The following is a 21,962-nucleotide window of genomic DNA, read 5'->3' on the forward strand; positions in this document are numbered from 1 at the left end:
GGACAACAGGACAATCCTCCTGTCCCCTTCCCGCTCTCCTCCATTGGGGCGCATCGATTTGCGCGGCCGGATCCGGGACGGAGATTTCGACCGGTTTCGACGGCGCACACGGCCCTCAGGCGCGAGGGCGAAGGCGGCGTGCTGCGACTCGACTGATGTGTGGAATGAGTGATGGTGACTAGGGGCCGACCATGGGGCGACGGCGGGCAGCAAACCCAACCTGGGCATTGCCCCGCGGCCTGTTCGCAGGGACGCTGCTGCCACCAATCTTGAAGGCGAGCGCGAATAGGATTAAATCATATCCATAAGGAGTGCCCATCCGTGCGAACGACTCAACAGTTCAGCGTAACGCTTCCAAACGACATGGCGGCGCAGGTGCGCGCCAAGGTGGCGTCGGGCGAATATGCCAGCGAGAGCGAAGTCATTCGCGACGGGCTGCGCGCGCTTCAGGCGCGGGACCGCGCCGTGGAGCAATGGCTGCGCAACGAGGTCGTCCCTGCCTATGATGCCTATAAGGCTGATCCCTCGCGCGGGATTCCGCTTGAAGATGTGCGTGCCGGACTCGCCGAACGCCACAAGCGGGCCGCTAAACGCGGCTGAACGTGGCCCATTTGATTATCCTCACGCCGGAAGCGCGTGACCATCTTAATGCCATTTACGACTATATCGCAGCTGCTGCGTCGCCGGACGTCGCGCAGCGCTTCAGCGATGGCATCGTCGGACATATAGGCAAGCTCACCGAATTTCCCCGTCGCGGCACGATGCGCGACGATCTGCGACCCGGCCTGCGCACGATCAGCTGGCGCCGCCGCGTGACGATCGCCTTTGTGGTGGAAGAGTCGGTGGTGGTCATAGTCGGAATCTTCTATGGCGGCCGCGATTTCGAGGGCCCGCTCAGCGAGGAGTCGTAGGAAAGGGCGCCGGGCCCTGTCCCGCGGAGCAGCGATGCCGTGATAGTAAAGTGCGGCGCTTCACTGGTCAGAGCGCTATCACCATAAGGATCATCCCGAGAATGGCTATCGAGGGCGCGTAGCAGCCAATGATGGCGCCAAGGGCGTTCGCGAGCCGACGAGCAGCGCGGCAAAGCCGCCATTTCGGCTTCTGACACGCTAAGTTCAACCTCGAAGCCCGGGGGATAGGCTGTTGCCTATCCCCCGAGTCCGATCAGGCAGCCTGGGAGATTTGATCGTCGTTGTCGGCATCGACGATCGCAGCGTGTGACATGTCGTGATCGTCGCGCGTCTCTTCCGGCTCGCCAGCGATTTTGGCCGAGCCAAAGCGCATGGCTTCCGGGAGCCATGCAAGCGCCCGTTCCTTGATCTCGGGTTCGATGATGACGTCGCCTCCGAAAAGCCGCTCGGCCGAAGCCGAAAGATCGTGCTTCTTGGAACCGGCGTAGCGGGATTGGAGCTCCAGTCCACCGATCTCCTGGAACAGGCTGAGAATGGCAGGCTTGGTCAGCTTGTCGAAGTAGGTGAGCGCGGTCGGGCGCCACCAGGCCGCGACATCGATGCCGAGCTTCGTGCCCAGATGATCGAGGAAGCTTGCTTCGCGGCGACCGATCGGGACGGCCTGCAGCGTGCGCGCAATCGCCCAGCCGAGCCAGGCTGCGCGCGCTTCATCGGGGAGCGCGCAGAAGGCGTCGTAGCGATCTGCTATGGCCTGGTGGTTGACCCAGCTTCGGTCGAGCGCCTCATCGAGCTTCGTCCATTCACCCGCTGCGGCGGTCTCGGGCTTGAAGTCCGCGAGGAGACGGGCGGGAGCGCAAGCGCGCAGATCGCTCGGAATGTCGAAGGACGAGAAACGACATTCGCGGTCGACCATGATGAAGGTGCCCAGATCCAGCGCGAATGCGGGATTGCTGGCGACATGGACCGCCAGCAGTTCGGTCTTCATCATCGCCAGCATTTCGCGCAGACGCTGGCTCATCACCGGGCCGCTGTTTCGCGCTTCGTCCTCGCCAGCCTCTTCGGTGAGGATTTCACCATCGGTTTCGCTATCCTCGAGGCTTCCATCCTCGTCGTCTTCACTCTCTTCGTCGGTGGCGACGGGCGCCACATACAACTCCTGGTGAATGTGCGGCTGGCCGTCCGGCCCGATCACGAGATAGGCCAACGCGCTCGCCTTCTGCTCGGCATCGACGATGGGTTCGCGTTCGACGATGGACGACAGTTCGGTCTGGAGGGCGTTGTAGCGATTCTGGTCGTCTTCGTCCGGCTCATAGCCTTCATCCTCGAGTTCGGCTTCCAGTTCGGCCAGTTCGTCCTCGATCTCGAGCTTGCGCTGCTCCTGCTCGTCGCTGAGCGCCGGCGCCTCGACCGGAAGCGGCGTCAGGGCGTAGGTATCCATATAGGGGACGCGCGTGTTGGCGACGGGACGGACCTCGGCAAAGCCTTCGCGCTCGCGCAGCATGTCCGCTTCGGCGGCGAGTTTCATCATGGCAAGTTCGTCGACGATATGGGTGTCGATCCAGCGTTCGTCGTCTGCGTTCGAATAGAGGTCGGCGTCCTCGATCCGCCCGCCGGCGGCCGCGTAAGCCTCACGGCCGACCAGCAGGACGCGAGGATCATTGCCTCGATAGCTATAATCCTTGATGCGGCGGCGGATTTCACTGACGGAATGACCGCAGTAGCTGTCCGAGAGCATATCCCAGATTGCTTTTTGACGCGCGCTGTCAGCCGTGGTGCAATAGGCCTTGGCGACGTCGAGCGTGATCTCGCCATTCTCGAGCGCCTCGAAAATCGGCTCGGCAAGGTTGGCCAGACGCAGACGGCCCATCACGAAGCGCTCGGTGAGCCCGAACCGCTTGGCGACGTCGGCCGCCGTCTTGCCCTCGACCTCGATGATATCCCTGAAGGCCCTGCATTCTTCGCCCGGTCCCATCGGAAGCCGTTCGAAATTTTCAACGAGGCTGACTTCGCGGCCATCCTTCGCGTTGTCGAGAACCAGAACCGGGATCGCGTGATCGGCCGGCAGGCTTCCCTTTTCGATCAGGCGATGCACGGCATCGAGGCGACGACCGCCGGCCGTGATCCGGTAGTGGCCCTTCTTGCGCGAAACCGGCACGCCGACCAGATTCTGGATGAGACCGTGGGCAAGGATGCTGGCTTCCAGTTCCGCGTCGGCGTCCGCGTCGCTGCGGGTCCGGACATTGACGGGTGACTTGGTGAGATTGGCAGCGGGTACGGGAATGGGAGTCTGGGACATGGGTTTCTCCATTGGTGCGGCTCGCTCATCGAACCGCCCATTCCCCCTCCCTTCCCTCCTGCGGCACTTAGCCAGGACGGCGCGAGACAGGGCGTCGGCGTTAGGGATTGTGAGTCATGGAATGGCATTCGCGCTCGTAGCTGCGAAAAGTTTGCGCATTTGCGTGATCGTCACGCCGCGCGCGGCATTTCCTCGAATGCATCCGCCGAGTCATTAGGAGGAGATGATGCCACGGGCTGAACACCTTTGGATCGGTATGCTGATGGGCTAGCCGGATCTGGCGGTTCGCTATCTCGCCCGTCTCCTTTTTACTCGTGCCGTTTGGCCCGTGACGGCAGGCGAGCGCGGCGCTATGAACGCTAGCTTAGCAATTTTCAGGAGGATGATTATGAATAATTCGTAAGCGCTAAATCACCCCCACCAAGAAGGATTTAAGCCGCCTGATCGACCTGGGCTGCGGATGTGGCGCGGCTGTGAACCCAGTTGTAGGGTAAGAGGTCATCGACGGGATCGGCGTCGGTACGCAGCACAATCCGGGCGAGCACATCAGTGAGGTAAGCCTGCGGATTGATGTCGTTCAGTTTGCAGGTTTCAATCAGGGTTGCGAAGCCGGCCCAGTTTTCGGCGCCGAGGTCGTGTCCAGCGAACAACGAGTTTTTTCTCTGCAACGTGATCGGCCTGATTGATCGCTCGACCGTGTTATTGTCGAGTTCGATACGCCCATCCTCCAGGAAGCGGATGAGCCCTTTCCACTGATTGAGCGTATAGCCGATCGCCTCGGCCGTGCCCGAACCACGCGGTAGCTTAGGTAGCATTTCCTTGAGCCACGGATGCATCTTCGCAATGATCGGCGCTGCGTCGACCTGGCGGACGGCCAACCTGTTTTCGGCACTCGTTCCGCGGATCCTCGCCTCGATCTTGTAGAGTTCGGCAATGCGCCGCAGGACCTCCTCAGCTACCGGCGCATTACCGCCCTTTGCATCGTCGAAGAACCCGCGTCTGACGTGCGCCCAGCAAAATGCCAGCGTTCCCGGCCCGGCCTTTCGATCGGGGGCCTCAATGTGCTTGTACGAGCCGTAACCATCGCATTGGACGATGCTGGTAAAGTCGCCAAGCAGCTTTTCAGCCCAGACCTTCCCGCGCCCTGGCATGTAGGTGTAAGCGACCGCTGGCGGATCGGCGCCGCCATGCGGGCTATCGTCGCGGGCAACCGCCCACAGGTAGCCGGTCTTCGTCTTTCCGGTGCCAGGCGCCAGGACCTTTGCGGTGGTTTCGTCAGCGAACACCCTCGCGCCTGCAAGTATATCCGCCTTCAGCCGGCTCGTTATGCGCCCAAGGTAGCCAGCTGCCCTGCCTGCCCAGTTACACAGCGTTCCTCGGTCGATCACGATGCCCTGCCGCCGCATGGCCTGCGCCTGACGATAGAACGGGGTGTGATCGGCGTACTTCTTGACGACGACGTCGGCGATGAGTGCCTCAGTGGGAAGGCCGCCTGGAACCACGTGCCTGGGCGCCGGCGCCTGGAACACACCCTCGCTGCACACGCGGCACGCCATTTTCGGACGGGCTGTCACGATCACCCGATACTGGATGGGAATGACGTCGAGCCGGCTCGAGACGTCGCTGTCGATGCAATGAAGCGCGCCGTTGCAGCAGGGGCATTCCTTTTCATCGGGCAGAATTACCTCTTCCACCCGAACCAGGTGCCCTGGAAGAGATGCGCGCGCAGCACCTGGCTCCTTCCGACTTCGTTTCTTCTTTCGATCTCCCGCCCCCGCCGATTGCTCGGCAAGTCCGTCCAACTCGGCGCGGGCGACGTCGAGATCATCGAGGCCCAGCGCCAACTGATCCGGGCTGAGCTTTTCCGAGCGTTTGCCGAAGGTCGTACGGGTGATCTGATCGAGAATATGCTGCATCCGAGCTTCGCGCTCGAGGCCTGCCAGGACCATCGCCTTGAGCGTGGCGATGTCGTCAGGAAGGTCGGCGGCAGTGGCGGACATGCCCGTATTTTGGCCGTTTTTCGGGTGCTCGCAATCGCTTTTCGATCAAGGGAATCAGGCGCGCGACCTACCGCGTCGTGACCGGACTATGGACCCGCGGCGTGTGCATTTTGGACCATTGAAGCCCCTCGAACAAGGCAGATGCCTGGGCGGCAGAAAGCCGCATCACGCCATCTCCGGCCCTGGGCCAATGGAAGCCGCCGGTCTGCAGAACCTTGCTTACAAGCACGAGCCCGGTTCCATCCCACACCAGGAGTTTGATCCGGTTCGCTCTCTTCGAACGGAAGATGAAGGCCACGCCAGAGAAAGGCTTGAGCCCCAACTCATGCTCGACCAGCGCGGCAAGGCCGATCGCTCCCTTCCTGAAGTCCACCGGCTTGGTCGCCACCATCACATTAAGCGGCCCTGGCGGGATGATCATCCCACCTGCCTCACCGCGCCCAGCACCCGGGCGATATGATCTGCGCTGGCCCCCGGCGGCACGTGGATCGCAACGGCGGCAAGGCGGATCACAATCTCCTGATCCGCCTTGCCGCTGAGCTCACCGTCGCCGCCGCCCGCGACCTCGACCACAGCGGGAACGAAGCCTAGCCTCTCGTTGCCCGCGCGCTTGCCAACCGTGCTCTCGTGCCGCCAGGCGTAAAGCTGCTGAGGAAGCATGTCGTGGGCTCGAGCAATCTGCGCAACATTGGCACCGGCCTCGAAACTTGATGCGATGATCCGCGCCTTCGCTTCGGCGGTCCAACGGCGGCGCACCCGGCCCGCCGGTATCACATCCATTCGCGAGGGACGTTGGCCCTCGGGCCTTTCGAAAGTTGTTTCGAAAGTCGTTACATCATCTGCCACTAAGAAACCCCTCATCTGAGGGGCTAACCATAGCCAACTCGTCCGTTACGAAAATGTGGGGAGGATTTGGCGCTTACAATAATTCCGAACTGGCCGAAGCACTTGGTACGTCTCATGGATTGACCAAGGCCGATGCGCGCAAGCTTGTCGACGCGGTCTTTGGGACGATCGCCGACGCGGCCGCCAAAGGGGAAGAGATTGCGCTGAACGGCTTCGGCAAGTTCAAGGTCAAGGATACCCCTGCGCGCGACGGCCGCAATCCGGCGACGGGTGAGACCATTTCGATCAAGGCTTCGAAGAAGCTGACGTTCACGCCCGCCAAGGCGGTCAAGGATCGTCTGAACGGCTGATCGGCGTGGCTGCCCTGTGTGAGGGGCGGGGTGGCGTCTCCTCACCTATCGCCGTCAGGCTGCGTGCGGCAAGGTTTGCAGCACATCCGCCCAATCATTGTTCGGCAGCGGCGGCCACGGGCTGATGATTTCCAGACCAGGGCGGCGATAAGCGACACGGGCACGTTGGTTGGCCTTCCAGCCGGCCGCGTCCCTGTCGAAGAGCAGAACGAGACGTTCGAGCCGATCGGGCAGCAGGATATGGCCGGCTCGTTCCGTCCCGAGGATCGCCCAGACCGGAATCCGGTGCAATCGAATCGCGGCGAGCGCCGTTTCTATACCTTCTGCAAGGCCAAGGACCCGCCCGGCGGGGATTAGCTGGACCGCGCCACGGCCGGGACGCCCGAGCATCATGCGTGGTTCGGCAAGATCACCTGCACGCGTAGCGGTCGCGGGATCCAGGAAGGTACGGTGGATAGCGACGATCCGGTGCCGTTCGCGCACGGCGGCGATCAACGCTGGACGGAACGCTACGGCCCTACCCCGCCCCAGCGGTGTGCGCGCATTGTAGCGCAGATCATGCCAGGGCAGCTTGAGCCGGCGATTGGCGAGATAGATTTCAGCGGGTGTCGCGGCGAGTGGTGCGGACGCATCCCATGTCCGCAGCGCCGGCCCTGCGCCCGTTTGAGGGATATGGATTTTGTCCGATGGGACCGATATGGGCCCATCAGGAAGCGGGAGTCGCAGACGCCGGATCGCTCGCAAGACCTCTCGTGTGTCGCAGCCCGCGAAGCATTTGAACAGCAACGCGTGTCTGCCGACACGGATCGAAAGGCTGGGGCTATGATCGTCATGAGCGGGGCACAGGCATAGGCCCCGATCTTTCTGCCATGTCCCTCCCAGCCGCTGGCACAGGTTCGCCCCCTGTAACTCCAGTTGGACAGTTTCCATCGTCGCACGCTCAAACGCTGCACCATTCATGTCTCATCAAGAGCTATCGACAGGGCCAGAAGCGCCGCCGCCAACTCGCGCTGGACGTCAGCCACGTCGAGATCCAGTTTGGCGGCTATCGCCGGATAGGTGAGGCCCTCGATGCAATGAGCGAGGTATATGACGCGGCTTTGTTGCGGCAGGTCCGCAAGGGCACTGCGGAATTTAGCCTCTTGCATCGCGTCGCAGGATCGCAAGGCTTGCTGCTCTACCCAGATCCATCCCCTGACCCACACGCCCTGCGGGGTCTCCTCGACATGGGCCTCGTCAATGTCGATTCGCAGGACAGGGGCGCCCTCCAACCTCGCCCGCGCAACTGCGATTGCCGGATGCCTGACCCCGCTCAGTTGATCTGCAACAGCGTCGAGACGGCGAAGCAATGGAGCGGCCTTGTGGCGGGACCGCAACCAGGTCCGGCCGAGAAGATGGGCTTTAAGGTCGTAAAGCAGCGAAACTATTTCAGAATTGTGCATGATGGTTCGTTCCTACCGGAAGCTCCCCTGCTCACCCCCCACTTCCCTTTTCCGAGCCATGGTCGTGCGAGTATCGTGCTCCTCCGACCCCGTTGCCTCTTCAGACAAACTCGGCGCCTGACGCTAGCCACCCACCTTGCATATCGTTCGGCGTGCGCACCATCCTTCGATTGGCCGACGCTTACACCGCACGAGCCGTGTGCCAGCCAATTGCGAAATAATCTGTCAAACCGAATGCTGCGCAGCTATGTTTTCTAAAGATTTTCACTTGAAACAGAATGAAGGCGCTCGGAGGCTGCCAGCAGATTGATTGAAGAAGGTGGGAGAGGACGCAGCTTGCGATCGCCGTAAATCGTCGAAAGGGAACCACCCTTGAACGAGAACGACTTTTCAGAGATATTCGAGCGGCTCAGCCCTCGAAAGGGCGATTGTCTGCGAGAGGCCGCTAAAGGCAGCTCCTCAAAAGAGATCGGGCGTGCTTTGGGCATCTCGCCCAACACGGTCAACAATCACATCCTGGAAATCCGCAGGCAGCTCGGCAATGTGTCGAAGTGGAAATCGGCGCAACTCTTTGTGGAATGGGAAACGCGTAAGGGGGGGCAAAATATACCCCCCCAATCAATGGTTATTTTCGATGACCCGACTCCCGTGCCAACTGGCGTCACCGAAACCCAGGCGGACGACGATGCAGTACAAGGCGAAGGCGAGATCATTTTCGCGAATGAACAAAAGCCCTATGGCGTTCGCGAACAAAGCTTTTCCTTGCTCGACATATTGCCGTTTCGCGTAGCCGGGAGGCACCGTAATGAGCTGAGTGGCCCTTCCATACTGATCGTTTTCGCGATCCTCACAACCTTGCTGCTCCTTGCCGTAGGCGCCGGCTTTTCCTTGCTGTTGGCGCTCAACGGTCTCGTAGAAAAATAGAGCAGCAATCCAGGAAAATCCAACGACATGACCTGCTCCGAGCGGAGCGGGAAGGAGAAACCATGCGCGCTCAACGCCAATCCATCGCCAAACATGTAGCCGAACGGCTGTTCGCCGCCGAGGAGGCCATCGATATTGCGGCCGCCCGCATTGCCGAACTGAACGCGGCGCTACCCATTGCACGGCTGGATGCCCGCCTCTCGGCCATGATCGGCCAGGATGCGATCCAGAGTTCCGCATCGGCTATGCTGCTCATGGCCGAAACCCGACAGAAGATCGTCACCACACATGCCAACCTCAAGCAGGCAAGTGATGCGATCGGCTTGCCGGAGACCAACTATGGCGACCTACTCAAGGTGGCATCGGCGGGAACCCGGCCCGAGGGACAACATCTTCGTGCAGTGTGAGGTATGTGCCGGGGGAAATTGACGAACCAAAGCATTTGTCGTTCCTTTGGATCATGACGAGACAAGCCCTGTTCCTGGCATTTCTGCTTCTGAGCAGCACCTATGCATTTAGAAGGGGTGACCAACCCGAAAAGATCGGTGCGGTCACCCTTCTGGGAGGTGCGAGCCTGACGGTTCTTGTGGCGTCCCCCCTCGGTACCCGCTTTCAGGATGTCGAAGCCGGCATTCTTGTCATCGACATATCGATAATGGGTATTTTCTTATGGCTTTCAGTACGCAGCACCCGGTTTTGGCCGATGTGGATCGCCTCGATACTGGGCGCGGAAGTCATCATCCATGTTGCGCTCGCGATCGCGCCCGGAGTGGTTCCCCGAGCCTATATGCACGGCCTGGCGCTATGGGGGTGGCTTGCTCAACTGACACTGGTGATCGCGACCTGGCGACACCGGAGGCGACTGACGCGCCTGGGTGTCGACGAGCCCTGGAGGATCTGATCGGCCTAACCTGCCCCGCGCGGGCACAGGAACTCTCGGAACGCCTCTTTACCCGCTTCGGCTCGCTCGGCGAAGCGATATCGGCACGTTCAGCAGAACGGATCGAACTGCTGGATGACGCGATCGAGATTGAACAAACCTTCCTCTGCTTCAGACGGGCCATGACCCAGATGCTCCGGGGCCAACTGATGCAGCGTCCGATATTGTCCAGCGATCAGCGCCTGTTGGACTATTTGCGTGGCCGCATGGCCTACGAGCCGATCGAACAGTTGCGGGTGTTGTTCCTCAACGCAAACAATGAGTTGATCGCTGACGAGGTGCTGGGCATGGGAACAGTCTCGGCCGTCTATGCATGGCCCCGCGAAATTCTCAAGCGCTGCCTCGATCTGGAGGCAACAGCGATTTTGCTGGTCCATAATCATCCATCCGGTTGTTCCAGGCCATCGCGGGCAGATCGCGAGTTGACGGAAAGGATCGCGAAAGCGGCCAGATGTCTGAACGTCGTTGTCCATGACCATCTGGTGGTGGCGCGCAATGGGACGACGAGCTTTCGAAAGGCAGGTTATCTATGACCGGCCCAAATTGCCTTGCCGACGTAGCCAGCACGAGCAGCCAGCCCGGATCCCCTCTTAACGGAGGCACGTCATGTTCTCCGCATCGATAGCATCGAGGGAGAAGCTCGGAGTCGATAGCTGGCCCCCGGCCTCGCGGGCCGCGACATGTCGAACCCTTCTGAAAATGGTGGCGATTCTCAACAGCAAGATGGGAACGAAGCTGTCGTCGAGCCCCTATCTGGCATATCTGCTCGAGATCTATATTGCCGGGATCGACGGCGAAAGAATATACCCGGCTTGCTTCTCGCCCGAACACGCATCATCGACCGCCCATCGTCGCTCGGCCCGGCTGGAGCAGTTAGGGGCTGTTGTGCGTGAGGACGATCCCGTGGACGGCCGATGCACCGATCTCACGCTCGCGCATTCAACGAAGGAGGCTCTGGAAGACGCGATTGATTTGCTGATCGGGCAATGCCTCAGCCTGAGTTCGGAAATCTGTGCCTCCGGACAATCTGGCAACTTGATGCCGATCATGAAGATGAGGTACGATCACCATGTTGGTACCGTTCAGGACATAAATGACATGACCATCTTGCGAGGCAAGGTCATTGCAGGCGGGCGCATCGCCCTCCCCGCCGATATCCGCCGTTCGCTGGGCCTGCAGAATGGCGACACCGTCCTTTTCGAGGTCAATGGCGACGAAGTTCGTATTCGCCCTGCCCGCTCCGCGCTTCGACGAGTGCAGGAGCGTTTGCGCGCCTTTGCGCCCAATGAGGGACTTGTTTCCGAGGAGTTGATCGCTGAGCGGCGGGCCGAGGCGGTACGTGACTGACGTCGATACAAAGGCCGTTTTTGTTCTCGATGCCTCAGCCCTTCTGTGCCTGCTGTTTGGCGAACCGGGAGCGGACCGGGTGGAAATGCGATTGACCGGTGCTCTGGTGTCGGTGGTGAACTACCATGAGGTGCTGGCAAAGCTCACCGACTGCGGCGTAGATGCCGCTGAAGCGCAGATGATGCTGGCCGAACTCGATATCGACATTGTGCCCGCCGATCGTGATCAGGCCGACGTGGGCGGAAAGCTGCGCCCCGAAACGCGCGACATCGGCCTGTCTCTTGGCGACCGATCCTGCCTGGCTCTGGCGCTGTGCCGAAACGCGACTGCTGTAAGCGCCGACCGGGCATGGGAAGCCCTGGATGTCGGCGTGGTGGTCGAACTGGTGCGATGACTGGCGTGCTGCATGATGATAAGCGAAATAAGAAACTGAGCTGATGCGTACCGACCTCAATCATCTTCCGATCGCCAAGCAGCGTGAGCTCGACCGCGTCGTGGAAATGCTGTTTCAGGGGTTCCGCGAGGCGACGCTGGAGGCGACGGGCCGACGCAAATCCGCCCGGATTCTCAAGGTCATCCTGTTCGGCTCTTATGCCAGGGGCGATTGGGTCGATGCGCCCTTCGACGCAAACCAGTTCATGTCGGACTACGATATCCTGGTCATCGTCAACCAGAAAGAATTGACGGACGGCGTGCTCTATTGGGAAGCAACGGAACAACGCCTCTTCGACGCCCATCAGGTTGAGAAGATCATCCGCACGCCGGTCAACTTCATCGTGCATACGCTGCAGCAGGTGAATGACGGCCTTTCCCATGGACGGCTTTTGTTCACCGAGATCGCCAAGGATGGTGTGGTCCTGTACCAGTCCGACGATCGGCCGCTCGCAAATCCTAAGCCCAAAACGCCCGAACAGGCGTATCTTATGGCGAAGGAATATTTCGAAGATTTGTTTCCCGGGGCGATGCGACGTTTTGCGTTCGCTGAAATCGGTTATGAAAGAGGCTGGTATCGAGACTCAGCTTTTGATTTTCACCAGGCGACTGAAAAACTGTACAGATGCGTTTTGACGACATTCACCTTCTACGCTCCGCGCAGCACGAACATCGTGTTTCTCAGGGGCATGGCAGAAGGCCTCGATAGGCGGCTATTTGATGCCTGGCCGCGTGCAACGCATGCCGATCGCGCCATGTATCAGAAGCTGAAGGACGCTTATCGCAAAGGCCAGCATTCGAAACATTTTGAGATTTCATCCGAACAACTCGAGTGGCTCAAAACAAGAATAGAGATACTTGGCGCCCTCGTGCATGAGGTCTGTTCGGAACGCATTGCGACGTTGAAAACTGCTGCGGAGACGGGCGCAAAAGCGGAGCTGTGAAGCAGATACGATGCCTAATGCCGTCCAAATGCTGCTTGCGGATTGAAATCCGACAGCGACTCCCGGGATATCTCGCGGTCCTGCTGGTTATGCGGCAATTACCGGCCTTATTCGCCGCATGGGGCGCGGTGAATATGCATCGCTTGTGTTGGAAGCGGCCTGTGATGCCGGATAATTTTCATGCCTGCGAACGATTGGATTCCACTCAAGACGTCAGACATTTCTCCCTTCATGCCCGGACGTCCAAGCTAGAGCGGTTTTCGACCGTTCTGAATCGGTCTGGGATTCCCTTCGGACGCGATTTCTGATTCAGAATCCGTGCTGGTGAAGGAGGCCGGCATGGATGGCTCTTTCGATGGATTTGCGCACTCGGCTGTTGGCAGCGGTGGACAGTGGATCGAGTTGCCGTGCTGCGGCGGCCCGGTTCGGTGTTGCACCATCAACGGCGGTCCGTTGGCGGGCACAGCAGCGCGAGACGGGTGACATAGCCCCAAAGCCGCGCGGCGGGGATATGCGCTCGCGGCGGGTGGAAGAGCGGGCAGCGGACATTCTGGCCATTTGGGAGGAGCGCAGGGACATCACCCTCGAAGAACTACGTCTGGCGCTTGCGGACAAGGGAATGGGCGTTTCCGTGGCCGGGCTACATCGCTTTTTTGTTCGCCGTGGCCTGACGCGCAAAAAAAGACAGGCCATGCGATAGAGCAAGATCGACCAGACGTCCTGAAACAGCGTCAGGACTGGTTCGAGGGTCAACTCGATCTCGAACCGGAGCGCCTGGTCTTCATCGACGAAACCTGGACCGCGACCAATATGACCCGCAGCCACGGACGTTGCCCGAAAGGCGAGCGACTGCGGATGGGCTTCCCGCACGGCCACCGCAAAACCACCACTCTCGTCGCTGGCCTGCGCATGACTGGCATGGTCGCGCCCATGGTGCTCGATGGACCGATTAACGGTGACTGGTTCGAAGCCTACGTCGCTCAGGTCCTCGTCCCGGAACTGCGGCCCGGCGACGTCGTCATCATGGACAACCTGTCGAGCCACAAGCGCGCATCGGTGCAGGTGCTCATCGAGGCTGCAGGCGCAACCCTGCGCTTTCTCCCGCCCTACAGCCCAGACTTCAACCCGATCGAGAAAGCGTTCTCCCGCCTGAAGGCCATGCTCCGTAAAGCGGGCGAGCGAACGGTCAGCGGCCTGTGGAGCTTGATCGGCAAACTCGTCGATATCTTCCAGCCTCAGGAATGCGCCAACTACTTCAGATCGTGCGGCTATGAACCAGAATGATCGAAAACTGCTCTAGGGATGGGGAAGTACCGATAGGACAAGAATACCAAAAGCTTGATTGGATCCTTTTCTCACGGCATAGTACCAATGCGGGCTGGAATCTGGCAGCCGCCCGCAGGATTTTCCTGTCAGGTATCTCGAAGCTCGACATACGGGTCGAGCGCCGGTTGCGTCGTTGGGCGACAACTCGGCTCACCTCACATCGCTTCTCCCTTGCACTTGCGAGGACGGCGCTGCCACGTCGTGAGGAACCGTGATTTCATGTCGTCTGAGAATTTCAATGTGCCACAAGGCCTGAGAGACGATGTCGCTCAGAAGAAACCAAGAGCCGGGATGGCGGACGTGCAACAGATCTACGAAACCGAAGCGCCGCGGCTGCAGCGATATTTTCAAAGCCGCTTACGCTCGCGGGATGACGTCGGTGATCTCGTACAGGAATCCTTTGTCCGCCTGGTTGGCTGCATGGCCAGAACCAGCCTTCCACGGCCGGCAGCCTATCTCCAGCGCATCGCCCGAAATCTTCTTCTGGATCGATACAAGCGTCTCGAGACCCGGCTTCTGGCGTTTCATGTGCCGATCGGCGAAGACTTCGAAGTGGCAGTCGCGCCGGATCAAGCCGCACGCATCGAGGCCGAAGACGTGATGCGGATTTACAGGCGCGCCCTGGAAGAGCTACCTCAACGGACGCGAGAGATATTCTTGGCTCACCGGGTGGAAGAACTGACCTACCGCGAGATCGCGGAAAGCATGGGGATTTCAATCCCTACTGTGCAATATCATGTCGCCCGCGCGCTTGCCCATATCGACGCAGCTCTGGAACAGGAATGATGGAAGACACAGATCCGCCGCGTCGGCATGGACAACTCAGGGAAGAAGCCGCCGACTGGTTCGCTATCATGCGTAACCCGGAGGAAGCAGAAATCAGACGCAAGGAATTCGAAGCATGGTTGGCACGCGGCGCGCTGCACCGCGCCGCCTATAACCGCATTGCCGAAGCCTACAGCATCGGAAAGCGTTTAAAGGACCCGCCAGAGGACGATGCCCTCCCTTCCGACGCAGCGTTCAGCGACGACATGGGCCAGAGCCCGCGACGGTCCAAGGCGAAAAGACGCGCGGTGCTTATACTGGCGATGCTCGGCGCCGTTGCCCTTGTTGCGCAATGGGCTGCAGGTTCGCCGCGTGATGATATTAGACAGCCGTCGCTTGCAATAGGCTCGGCGCCTGGCAGATCTGATGGTCCTGCCCAACTGAAGATTGCTACAGCCATCGGCGAAATTCGATCGTTTTCGCTCGAGGATGGCTCTGTCATCACACTCGACACGAACAGCCTGGTATTGGTGAGCTTCGACGCCGAGCGAAGGAACCTTCGCTTGTTGCGTGGTCGCGCCCGTTTCACCGTCGCTCATGAGGAACGCCCCTTTACGGTTCACGCCGGGCGCGGAACGGTGACAGCCCGCGGTACGATCTTCGACGTCAATCTGCTGCCGGACAATCGCCTTGTCGTACGACTGGTGAAGGGCGCAGTCGACGTCGTGACAGACGTTTCCGCACCCGGGCGCCCGCAGCCGGCGGTTCGACTTTCTCCCGGTCAGCAGGTCGAACTGCACAATGCTCCGAAACCCCTTGCCCTCGAAGTGGTCAAGGCGCAGGCAAATGACAGTGAATGGCCTGACGGATTGAAGGAATATAGTAATGTTCGTCTGGGAGACCTGTTCACGGAGGCCAATCGCTATGCTGACATTCCCCTGGTAGGCGCAACACCCGATATAGATGGTATTCGAGTCTCGGGAAATTTCCGTATCACAGACAGCGAGAGACTGGCACGCAATCTGGGAGACGTCCTGGGGCTGGCGGTCATTAGTGGGGCTAACTCGGTTGCCCTGGCCCGACGGTGCCCAGCTCTTCCGAAAGGAAATTGTCGCCCGCCATCATAATCGGGGCGCGCTGCTCGTCGTTGCCCACAATGGAACCGGTCTCGAACGAGGCCGGATTGAAATTGGGGGCAACGATGAACGAGTTTGGACGGTGGGCGGTCGGTTCGGTATTTGCGCTTGCACTAGCGGGCATGCCGGCTCCCTTGCTGGCTGCATCGGGGCAAAAGCAGGAATGGAATCTCGACCGGCAGGACCTCGACGGTGCATTACGCGCCATCGGGCGTTCCAGCCGTCGTGAAATCATTTTTCGCCCCGAGGCGGTGAAGGGGCGGCAAGCTCCACCGCTCAACGGGACCTATACCGCGCTTGAAGCGGTCGAGACCGTACTCAGAGGCACCCGATTGACAGTAATGGAACGCGATGGGACCATCCTCATTCGCCGGCGATTTTCAGCGGTATCAGATGACGCGCTGACATCGGGTGAGAATATTGTTGTCACCGGGTCACGAATTCGTGGAGCACCTTCGACTTCACCCGTCACGACAATCACGCGGAATGAAGCCCAACAACTGGGTCATACCGATCTCGGACAGGTAATACGCGACCTTCCGCAGAATTTCGCTGGTGGACAGAATCCGACAATCACAGCTGGGGGGCAAGGCGGTTTCACCAATGTGTCCGGTTCATCCGCGCTGAATCTGCGCGGCCTTGGACCCGATGCATCCTTGACCTTGATCAATGGCCATCGTGTCGCATTCGACGCTATTAGCCAGGGAATCGACATCTCCGCCATACCTCTTGCTGCTATTGAACGGCTCGACGTTGTCGCAGATGGCGCCTCTGCGCTTTATGGCTCTGATGCTGTGGCCGGTGTCGCCAACGTCGTTTTGAGGCGTAGTGTAGACGGGGTAGAAACATCCGCGAGGTTCGGCACCGCAACGGATGGTGGCGCTGCCGCCCAGCAATATAACATTGTCGGCGGCTCTTCATGGCGCTCCGGCGGGTTCATGATCGCGGCTGACTATCAGGATTCAACGGAAATTTCCGCGCGCCAGCGCTCCTACACCAGCAACGTGGCACCCGATACGACGCTGATCCCCTCGCAGGATCAGATCAGTTTGGTCATGGCCGGCCATCAGTCGATCACGGAGTCGATCGGCTTCGAGATCGATGCCCACTACATGCGTCGCTCCACATCGCGCTGCTTGATTGGTGTCGTAGCTACAAGTTGCGCGGCACAGGGCAGCATCGTCAAATCGACAGCTGACGGCTGGTCGGTTTCGCCAGCATTGAAGGCCCATCTGCCGTTCGGATGGGACGTCCGCCTCTTGGGAACGTATAGCAGAAGCGACACCAACGTAGTGACGCGCGTCTTCTCTGCCGGAACTGAAATTGTGCGTGCGTTACCGAATTATAGCAACGAACTGAAATCGATCGAATTGGGGGCAGAGGGAGCTTTGTTTACCTTGCCGGGGGGCGAAGCGAGGCTCGCCGTCGGCTTGGGATTTCGTTCCAACAATCTGGCGGTGGACTCACGACGCATCGTCGCCGGGGTGGAAAGCACAACCGAAGCCGTAGCCGAGAATCGCAAGGTCGGCTTTGCCTATGGTGAGTTATTCTTGCCGCTAATATCGCCTGGCAATGCTGTACCGTTTGTTAATAAGCTGCATCTCATTGGCGCTCTTCGTTATGAAGACCACCATTACATTGATCAAGTGGCAACGCCAAAGATCGGAATGGTGTATTCGCCCATTGAGGGGCTTGAGTTTAAGGGCAGCTGGGGCCGATCATTCAAGGCACCTAACCTTTACCAGACGGCTATGCTTAGCAACGCGCAGCTGTTGCCGGGCTCGGATTTCGAGCCCACCCCTTCAAATGGCTTCCCCGTTCTATATCTTTTCGGCGGCAACAAGAACCTGAAACCGGAACGCGCAACGACATGGAGCGTGTCAGTTGCCTTTACTCCCGAAGCTATGGAAGGATTCAAGGCCGAGGTCTCATATTTTAATACCCGCTATTACAACCGCGTCGGGTCTCCGATCGTGGAATTTACCAGACTTTTCGATTCCGTATACAATCAGTACACACGGCTGGACCCAACATCCGCCGAAGTGCTGGATTCCGTCAACGGCATAACCGGGGTCTTTCAGAATTTCACAGATGGAGCATTCGACCCATCGTCAGTGTCAGCGATCGTGCAGGATTATCTGCAAAATATATCCGTCCAGAAGCTCGAAGGCATCGATTTCTCCGCAGCCTATACTCACGATTTCCAGCAATATGGCAGAGCAACAATCAATGGATCAGCCAGCTACTTGAACAGTACGCGCGAGGTTATACCGGGCCTCCCTCTCGTCGAGCAGGCAGGAATAATCTTCACACCACCCCATTGGCGGGGCCGCGTTACTGCAAACTGGCAGAAGGACAATGTCGACCTTTCTGCTACAGTTAATTATGTCGGCAAAACCGACGACAATCGGTTCGAGCCGACGGTGATCGTCGGTTCATTTACGACGTTCGACACCATCGCGACGATCCGCGGCAACTCCGCCAGTGGCATATTTGCCAATGTCGAATGGCAGGTAGGGATACAAAATCTCTTCAATATCAAGCCCCCTCCGATCAGGACCAACCGTACGGCGCAGGTTCTGGTCGATTCGGTAAATCACTCCCTCTACGGTCGCACGGCCAGCATCACCTTGCGGAAGAGGTGGTGAATGAGCCGGGTACTGCATGCCGCCTGCGTGATTGCGGCCTTGGGACTATGCTTATTCGCAACTGCGGCACGGGCTGAGCAATCCTGCGCTTCTTTACTGCCGAATGAGGAGATAGGCAGGGGGCGTGAGCCAGTCACGCCAGAAGCGTTGGCGGGACTACGCGACATTGGACCAGCGCCACGCCCGGACCGGACTCGCTCCCTTTTTTCGCTGTCCCCTGACGGTCGCCGGATCGCGTTCCAGCTTCACCAAGGCAATCCTTCGGAAAACCGTTACTGTGTGGGCATTGTGGTGATGTCTGCGCTGCACCCGGCCCGGCCTGAACTCGTCGACATCAGCCATGAACTCATCCTTGATACTCCCCCTCGGTATAACTGGGCTTATTTCCATATTGGGGCACCCTTGCCGACCGCACCGCGTTGGTCACCGGACGGGCGATCAATTTTCTACCTTAAGCGGATCGGCGGAAGTACGCAGATCTGGAAGGCCGATCTCGCGAGCGGGACGGTTGTGCAGGTCACTCACGCCAGTGTGGATGTCGATGATTTCCAGATCTCGCCCGGTGGTCACGAGATCAATTATGTCATTCGCCCTGGGGTAAAAACCAACAGCGCAGCGATCGACCGGGAAGGCCTAGCGGGATGGCGCTATGATGAGCGCGCATTTCCCGTGCGGGGCGCTCGCCCTCAAACACCCGGTTCGGATCGTGTTTACGTCGGGGTTGATCTTGAGACGGGCTTAGAGATGCCGGCCAGCGAGGCGGTGATCAACGACTTCATTCAATCCGATTCGAATGAAAACCGGATAGATTTAACGATCAGTCGGGCGGGCGACAGCGCCTTCGGCGAACGGATTGACGCCTCCGGCTTCCCCGAGGATTTTCGTATCGCTGTAGAAACGCGGGCGGGCCGCCGTCATCCATGCTTGCTTGAGGAATGCCGCATAGGCTGGTTGGCACCTTTATGGTGGGCGCCGGATGGACGGAAAGTGCGGTTCTTTCGGCGGGAAGGCTGGGCCAATAGCCTGACCGCCGTCTACGAGTGGCTTCCAGGGAGCCGACGGGTCCAGCGTCTTCTGCTGACCAGCGACTATCTCGTCGAATGTCAGCCAATAGGCGATGACTTGGCCTGTCTGCGCGAGCGTTCAAGAGAACCAAGGCATTTCGTTAGATTTGACCTCGACCACAGGAGGGAAAAGCAGATTTTCGATCCGAACCCGGATTTCTCACACTTGGCCATGGGCCAAGTCGAGCGGATGAACTGGCGCAATAGCGAAGGCGTCCCATTTTATGGCGATCTGGTCTATCCCGTCGGATACACCGAGGGACTTCGCTATCCTTTAATCGTCGTACAATATCGAACCAAAGGCTTTCTTCGCGGAGGGATCGGCGACGAATATCCAATCCAAGTTTTTGCCAACCGGGGCTATTTTGTCCTAAGTGTCGATAACCTTACATATGAGGATATCGTTGGCAAACAAGCCAGTGTTGGCGCCTTGGTCTCGGCGTTCAATCACGATTTTGCAGGACGCCGGAATATCCTTTCTGCCATTGAAGTCGCAACTCGCGCTCTGATAGACCGTGGACTTATCAATCCGAACAGGATCGGAATTACGGGGCTGAGTGACGGATGCACTACCGTCCAATTCGCAGCCATCCATTCCGTGCTATTCTCCGCCGGTTCCGTATCGGGCTGCGGGTGGGAGCCCATTCAAGATGCATTTCTGGGACCCATGGTGGCGCAATCTTATCATGAGGGCGGATGGCCGCGATTGATCGACAAGGACCCTGATTTCTGGGGCCAGATATCGCTGGTGGATCAGGCGGAGCATGTGAAGTTTCCGATCTTGTTTCAAGCTGCAGACAGTGAATATCTCGCAATGCTTGCGGGGTTTACGGCAATCAGACAGGCCGAAATCCCGAGCGACATGTACATCTACCCGAATGAGGATCACATTAAATCGCAGCCGGCGCATCGCCTCTCGGTGTATCGCCGAAATCTCGACTGGTTCGACTTCTGGCTGCAAGATGCCCAACCGGCCACTGCGTATCCAAGTAAGGAATTGACCAGCTGGTTGGCAATGAAACGCATATGGCTATCACGGCTTCCGTCGTCGGAAAATTGACGGGGCGACATTTCCATAAATGGCCTGCTCTTATGCTGTTGACCAGCTTCTCACCCACGCCTCGGCATCAAGAAGCGCCATGATTCTGGGACAATCGGAGGGAGCAATGTGTCCACCGGACCGCAGAGCCGTTTCAATCGCGTTGCGGTCAAGCAGGCCATTCGCGGAAAGCTGCCCATCGACCAAGCGGTCCGCGATAGAGCGGCGATGGCCCTGTATGAATTGCGCAACGAAGCCGTCGGGACCGCCTTTCCCCTGCCGACGTAAAATTGCCCGAGGAAGCCTTTTCGAAAACGCCTTTCTTGCAATTGCGCGATCACATCCACCTTCAACCACCCACCAGCTTGGTACACTCAAGCAAAATTCCATCACAGGTTGAGACAGCAATGGGCAGATCATCGGAATCGAAAGATTTTTGTCTCGGTGCTCGATATGATGGAGGGCTCGTAATATCTGCGCGACGTGGCCCTTTTTGCCGGCTGGCATAGACTCGGGTGGAGAAAACCACGGATGTTCAATAGGATCCTCACGCACTGAGTTCAGGAAGTCTTGATGCAAATATGTTTCTGCTACTTGCCAAGGCAGGCCCGGTGCAAATTTTCGAGAAATGCGCAATGCTTCTGTGATAACCTCCCAAATGCTTGCACCAGTAATCTGACAAATGTCGCGGACGGTCTGCATCAGCGCAGTTGACAATCCTTGATCTTCATATCGATCAATAAGCGGACGAGCAGAATGAGTTGAGTAAAATACATTATCTCCTCCAGCGCCTACAAAAAAGCTATCTGCACCCGTACTGGCGGCCGCATCTCGCACTATCTTATTATATGCCTGCTCATGCGATTTCCCGGAAGGAATTGGAATATTTGCGGCGGTCGATTCGCTGATATTGATATCCGCTTCAAGATAGATCGCTTCGATGAGGTTCGCCTCGATCGCCGTGCAGACCTGCCTGGCATATACGCGCTCATCACCGGCTGGATCGTTGGTGACCGCAGTCATGCATGTAACTTCGATACCCGCTCGAGCCAAGCATTCCGCGACAATGGAGGAATCTAGACCGCCAGAGAGGCCAACCAGCGGATGGGAATAGCAGGAAGCCCATGTTTTTATCGTCGAGCTGACGAGTTGAAAAAGATCTGCGGCACATTGCTCGGAATTTGCGTGACGGTCGATCGCGACATAATCCCACGGGCTCCAGAAAAGGGTTTGTTTGATTCCTTCCGTACCTATTGTCAGCATGCAACCGCCTTGAAGTTGGTTAATACCAGACAGCCCTGTCTCCTCAGAGGGGAGCTGAACATGGTACAAAGATTTTCCTACAGAGCGCCAATTTACTGATGGGCGAACCAATCCCGCGCCGATCAGAGTTGAAATATCCGATGCGCAGGCAATCATTTCGCCGCGCGTCGTATAATAGCAAGGCAGAGCGCCTGTGGGATCGCGCAGGATTTTTACTTCGCTTGATCGATCTATGATTGCGACATAGGCGCCCCAATAATCATCTCGAAGCGACCTAACGGGATCTCTA

Annotated in this window: 22 protein-coding genes; 15 read left to right on the forward strand and 7 right to left on the reverse strand. The window is 58.7% G+C overall.

Annotated elements, in window-relative coordinates:
* Window positions 1-321 precede the first annotated feature (321 nt).
* Together ACUCV3_RS24420 and ACUCV3_RS24425 are read left to right on the forward strand one after the other, a co-directional pair.
* Window positions 322-600, forward strand: a complete 279-nt coding sequence (locus ACUCV3_RS24420) for a type II toxin-antitoxin system ParD family antitoxin (protein ID WP_275488985.1) — start codon at window positions 322-324, stop codon at window positions 598-600.
* A gap of 2 nt (window positions 601-602) precedes the next feature.
* Window positions 603-911, forward strand: a complete 309-nt coding sequence (locus ACUCV3_RS24425; RefSeq protein WP_482241261.1) for a type II toxin-antitoxin system RelE/ParE family toxin — start codon at window positions 603-605, stop codon at window positions 909-911.
* A gap of 253 nt (window positions 912-1,164) precedes the next feature.
* Here ACUCV3_RS24425 and ACUCV3_RS24430 read toward each other — a convergent pair whose 3' ends face one another.
* From ACUCV3_RS24430 to tnpA, 4 genes are all read right to left on the reverse strand, one after another.
* A complete protein-coding gene (locus ACUCV3_RS24430; RefSeq protein WP_482241262.1) occupies window positions 1,165-3,219 on the reverse strand; it encodes a ParB/RepB/Spo0J family partition protein in 2,055 nt (684 codons plus the stop codon).
* Window positions 3,220-3,638: 419 nt separating this feature from the next.
* Entirely contained in the window at window positions 3,639-5,207 is a 1,569-nt protein-coding gene (gene tnpC / locus ACUCV3_RS24435; RefSeq protein WP_482241263.1) for an IS66 family transposase, read from the reverse strand.
* A 67-nt stretch (window positions 5,208-5,274) separates the two neighbouring features.
* Window positions 5,275-5,628 (reverse strand): IS66 family insertion sequence element accessory protein TnpB, encoded by a 354-nt coding sequence (gene tnpB / locus ACUCV3_RS24440; protein WP_147222007.1) that lies wholly within the window; start codon window positions 5,626-5,628, stop codon window positions 5,275-5,277.
* Window positions 5,625-6,053, reverse strand: a complete 429-nt coding sequence (tnpA, locus tag ACUCV3_RS24445; RefSeq protein ID WP_482241264.1) for an IS66-like element accessory protein TnpA — start codon at window positions 6,051-6,053, stop codon at window positions 5,625-5,627. The genes tnpB and tnpA overlap by 4 nt, the downstream gene beginning before the upstream one ends.
* 53 nt (window positions 6,054-6,106) lie before the next feature.
* On the opposite strand from tnpA, the gene ACUCV3_RS24450 reads away from it, so the two are divergent.
* Window positions 6,107-6,403 carry an HU family DNA-binding protein gene (locus tag ACUCV3_RS24450; protein ID WP_482241265.1) on the forward strand — a complete coding sequence of 99 codons (297 nt, stop codon included), beginning with the start codon at window positions 6,107-6,109 and terminating at the stop codon, window positions 6,401-6,403.
* A gap of 54 nt (window positions 6,404-6,457) precedes the next feature.
* Here ACUCV3_RS24450 and ACUCV3_RS24455 read toward each other — a convergent pair whose 3' ends face one another.
* Together ACUCV3_RS24455 and ACUCV3_RS24460 are read right to left on the reverse strand one after the other, a co-directional pair.
* Window positions 6,458-7,363: a DUF7146 domain-containing protein gene (locus ACUCV3_RS24455; RefSeq protein ID WP_482241266.1), complete on the reverse strand. Its 906-nt coding sequence runs from the start codon at window positions 7,361-7,363 to the stop codon at window positions 6,458-6,460.
* On the reverse strand, window positions 7,360-7,845 hold the full coding sequence (locus ACUCV3_RS24460) for a sigma factor-like helix-turn-helix DNA-binding protein (RefSeq protein WP_482241267.1): 486 nt from the start codon (window positions 7,843-7,845) through the stop codon (window positions 7,360-7,362). The genes ACUCV3_RS24455 and ACUCV3_RS24460 overlap by 4 nt, the downstream gene beginning before the upstream one ends.
* Window positions 7,846-8,217: 372 nt before the next feature.
* On the opposite strand from ACUCV3_RS24460, the gene ACUCV3_RS24465 reads away from it, so the two are divergent.
* The 12 genes from ACUCV3_RS24465 (at window position 8,218) to ACUCV3_RS24520 (ending at window position 20,431) form a co-directional block, all read left to right on the forward strand.
* Window positions 8,218-8,769: a helix-turn-helix domain-containing protein gene (locus ACUCV3_RS24465; RefSeq protein ID WP_482241268.1), complete on the forward strand. Its 552-nt coding sequence runs from the start codon at window positions 8,218-8,220 to the stop codon at window positions 8,767-8,769.
* Between the two features lie 62 nt (window positions 8,770-8,831).
* A complete protein-coding gene (locus ACUCV3_RS24470) occupies window positions 8,832-9,176 on the forward strand; it encodes a hypothetical protein (protein WP_093021584.1) in 345 nt (114 codons plus the stop codon).
* 53 nt (window positions 9,177-9,229) lie between these two features.
* Window positions 9,230-9,670: a hypothetical protein gene (locus ACUCV3_RS24475; RefSeq protein ID WP_482241269.1), complete on the forward strand. Its 441-nt coding sequence runs from the start codon at window positions 9,230-9,232 to the stop codon at window positions 9,668-9,670.
* Window positions 9,580-10,242 carry a JAB domain-containing protein gene (locus tag ACUCV3_RS24480; protein ID WP_482241270.1) on the forward strand — a complete coding sequence of 221 codons (663 nt, stop codon included), beginning with the start codon at window positions 9,580-9,582 and terminating at the stop codon, window positions 10,240-10,242. The genes ACUCV3_RS24475 and ACUCV3_RS24480 overlap by 91 nt, the downstream gene beginning before the upstream one ends.
* A gap of 73 nt (window positions 10,243-10,315) precedes the next feature.
* Window positions 10,316-11,056 carry an AbrB/MazE/SpoVT family DNA-binding domain-containing protein gene (locus ACUCV3_RS24485; RefSeq protein WP_482241271.1) on the forward strand — a complete coding sequence of 247 codons (741 nt, stop codon included), beginning with the start codon at window positions 10,316-10,318 and terminating at the stop codon, window positions 11,054-11,056.
* Window positions 11,049-11,450 carry a type II toxin-antitoxin system VapC family toxin gene (locus tag ACUCV3_RS24490; protein WP_256213600.1) on the forward strand — a complete coding sequence of 134 codons (402 nt, stop codon included), beginning with the start codon at window positions 11,049-11,051 and terminating at the stop codon, window positions 11,448-11,450. The genes ACUCV3_RS24485 and ACUCV3_RS24490 overlap by 8 nt, the downstream gene beginning before the upstream one ends.
* A gap of 43 nt (window positions 11,451-11,493) precedes the next feature.
* Entirely contained in the window at window positions 11,494-12,432 is a 939-nt protein-coding gene (locus tag ACUCV3_RS24495) for a nucleotidyltransferase domain-containing protein (protein WP_482241272.1), read from the forward strand.
* Between the two features lie 343 nt (window positions 12,433-12,775).
* Window positions 12,776-13,716, forward strand: a protein-coding gene (locus ACUCV3_RS24500) for an IS630 family transposase (RefSeq protein ID WP_482241273.1) whose coding sequence is annotated in 2 segments (ribosomal slippage) — window positions 12,776-13,121 and window positions 13,121-13,716 — 942 coding nt in all. Because the reading frame shifts where the segments join, the coding sequence is not laid out codon by codon here.
* A 261-nt stretch (window positions 13,717-13,977) separates the two neighbouring features.
* The gene (locus tag ACUCV3_RS24505) at window positions 13,978-14,544 is read left to right on the forward strand and encodes an RNA polymerase sigma factor (RefSeq protein WP_256213601.1); all 567 of its coding nucleotides are present in this window, start codon (window positions 13,978-13,980) and stop codon (window positions 14,542-14,544) included.
* A complete protein-coding gene (locus tag ACUCV3_RS24510; RefSeq protein WP_482241274.1) occupies window positions 14,541-15,650 on the forward strand; it encodes a FecR family protein in 1,110 nt (369 codons plus the stop codon). Before ACUCV3_RS24505 ends, ACUCV3_RS24510 begins: the two co-directional genes overlap by 4 nt.
* 56 nt (window positions 15,651-15,706) lie before the next feature.
* Window positions 15,707-18,307 (forward strand): TonB-dependent receptor domain-containing protein, encoded by a 2,601-nt coding sequence (locus ACUCV3_RS24515; protein WP_482241275.1) that lies wholly within the window; start codon window positions 15,707-15,709, stop codon window positions 18,305-18,307.
* On the forward strand, window positions 18,308-20,431 hold the full coding sequence (locus ACUCV3_RS24520; protein WP_482241276.1) for an Atxe2 family lasso peptide isopeptidase: 2,124 nt from the start codon (window positions 18,308-18,310) through the stop codon (window positions 20,429-20,431). It abuts the gene before it with no gap.
* 30 nt (window positions 20,432-20,461) lie between these two features.
* Here the strand turns inward: ACUCV3_RS24520 and ACUCV3_RS24525 are convergent.
* A partial coding sequence (locus ACUCV3_RS24525) for an asparagine synthase-related protein (protein WP_482241277.1) occupies window positions 20,462-21,962 on the reverse strand: 1,501 nt, incomplete at its 5' end.

Source organism: Sphingobium sp. VMM (assembly GCF_056790315.1).

Coding starts and splice junctions, on each gene's coding strand:
- ACUCV3_RS24430 (WP_482241262.1), bottom strand. CDS start 3,219: ATGGAGAAACCCATGTCCCAGACTCCCATTCCCGTACCCGCTGCCAAT.
- tnpC (WP_482241263.1), bottom strand. CDS start 5,207: ATGTCCGCCACTGCCGCCGACCTTCCTGACGACATCGCCACGCTCAAG.
- tnpB (WP_147222007.1), bottom strand. CDS start 5,628: ATGATCATCCCGCCAGGGCCGCTTAATGTGATGGTGGCGACCAAGCCG.
- ACUCV3_RS24450 (WP_482241265.1), top strand. CDS start 6,107: ATGTGGGGAGGATTTGGCGCTTACAATAATTCCGAACTGGCCGAAGCA.
- ACUCV3_RS24455 (WP_482241266.1), bottom strand. CDS start 7,363: ATGAATGGTGCAGCGTTTGAGCGTGCGACGATGGAAACTGTCCAACTG.
- ACUCV3_RS24460 (WP_482241267.1), bottom strand. CDS start 7,845: ATGCACAATTCTGAAATAGTTTCGCTGCTTTACGACCTTAAAGCCCAT.
- ACUCV3_RS24470 (WP_093021584.1), top strand. CDS start 8,832: ATGCGCGCTCAACGCCAATCCATCGCCAAACATGTAGCCGAACGGCTG.
- ACUCV3_RS24475 (WP_482241269.1), top strand. CDS start 9,230: ATGACGAGACAAGCCCTGTTCCTGGCATTTCTGCTTCTGAGCAGCACC.
- ACUCV3_RS24485 (WP_482241271.1), top strand. CDS start 10,316: ATGTTCTCCGCATCGATAGCATCGAGGGAGAAGCTCGGAGTCGATAGC.
- ACUCV3_RS24495 (WP_482241272.1), top strand. CDS start 11,494: ATGCGTACCGACCTCAATCATCTTCCGATCGCCAAGCAGCGTGAGCTC.
- ACUCV3_RS24505 (WP_256213601.1), top strand. CDS start 13,978: ATGTCGTCTGAGAATTTCAATGTGCCACAAGGCCTGAGAGACGATGTC.
- ACUCV3_RS24510 (WP_482241274.1), top strand. CDS start 14,541: ATGATGGAAGACACAGATCCGCCGCGTCGGCATGGACAACTCAGGGAA.
- ACUCV3_RS24520 (WP_482241276.1), top strand. CDS start 18,308: ATGAGCCGGGTACTGCATGCCGCCTGCGTGATTGCGGCCTTGGGACTA.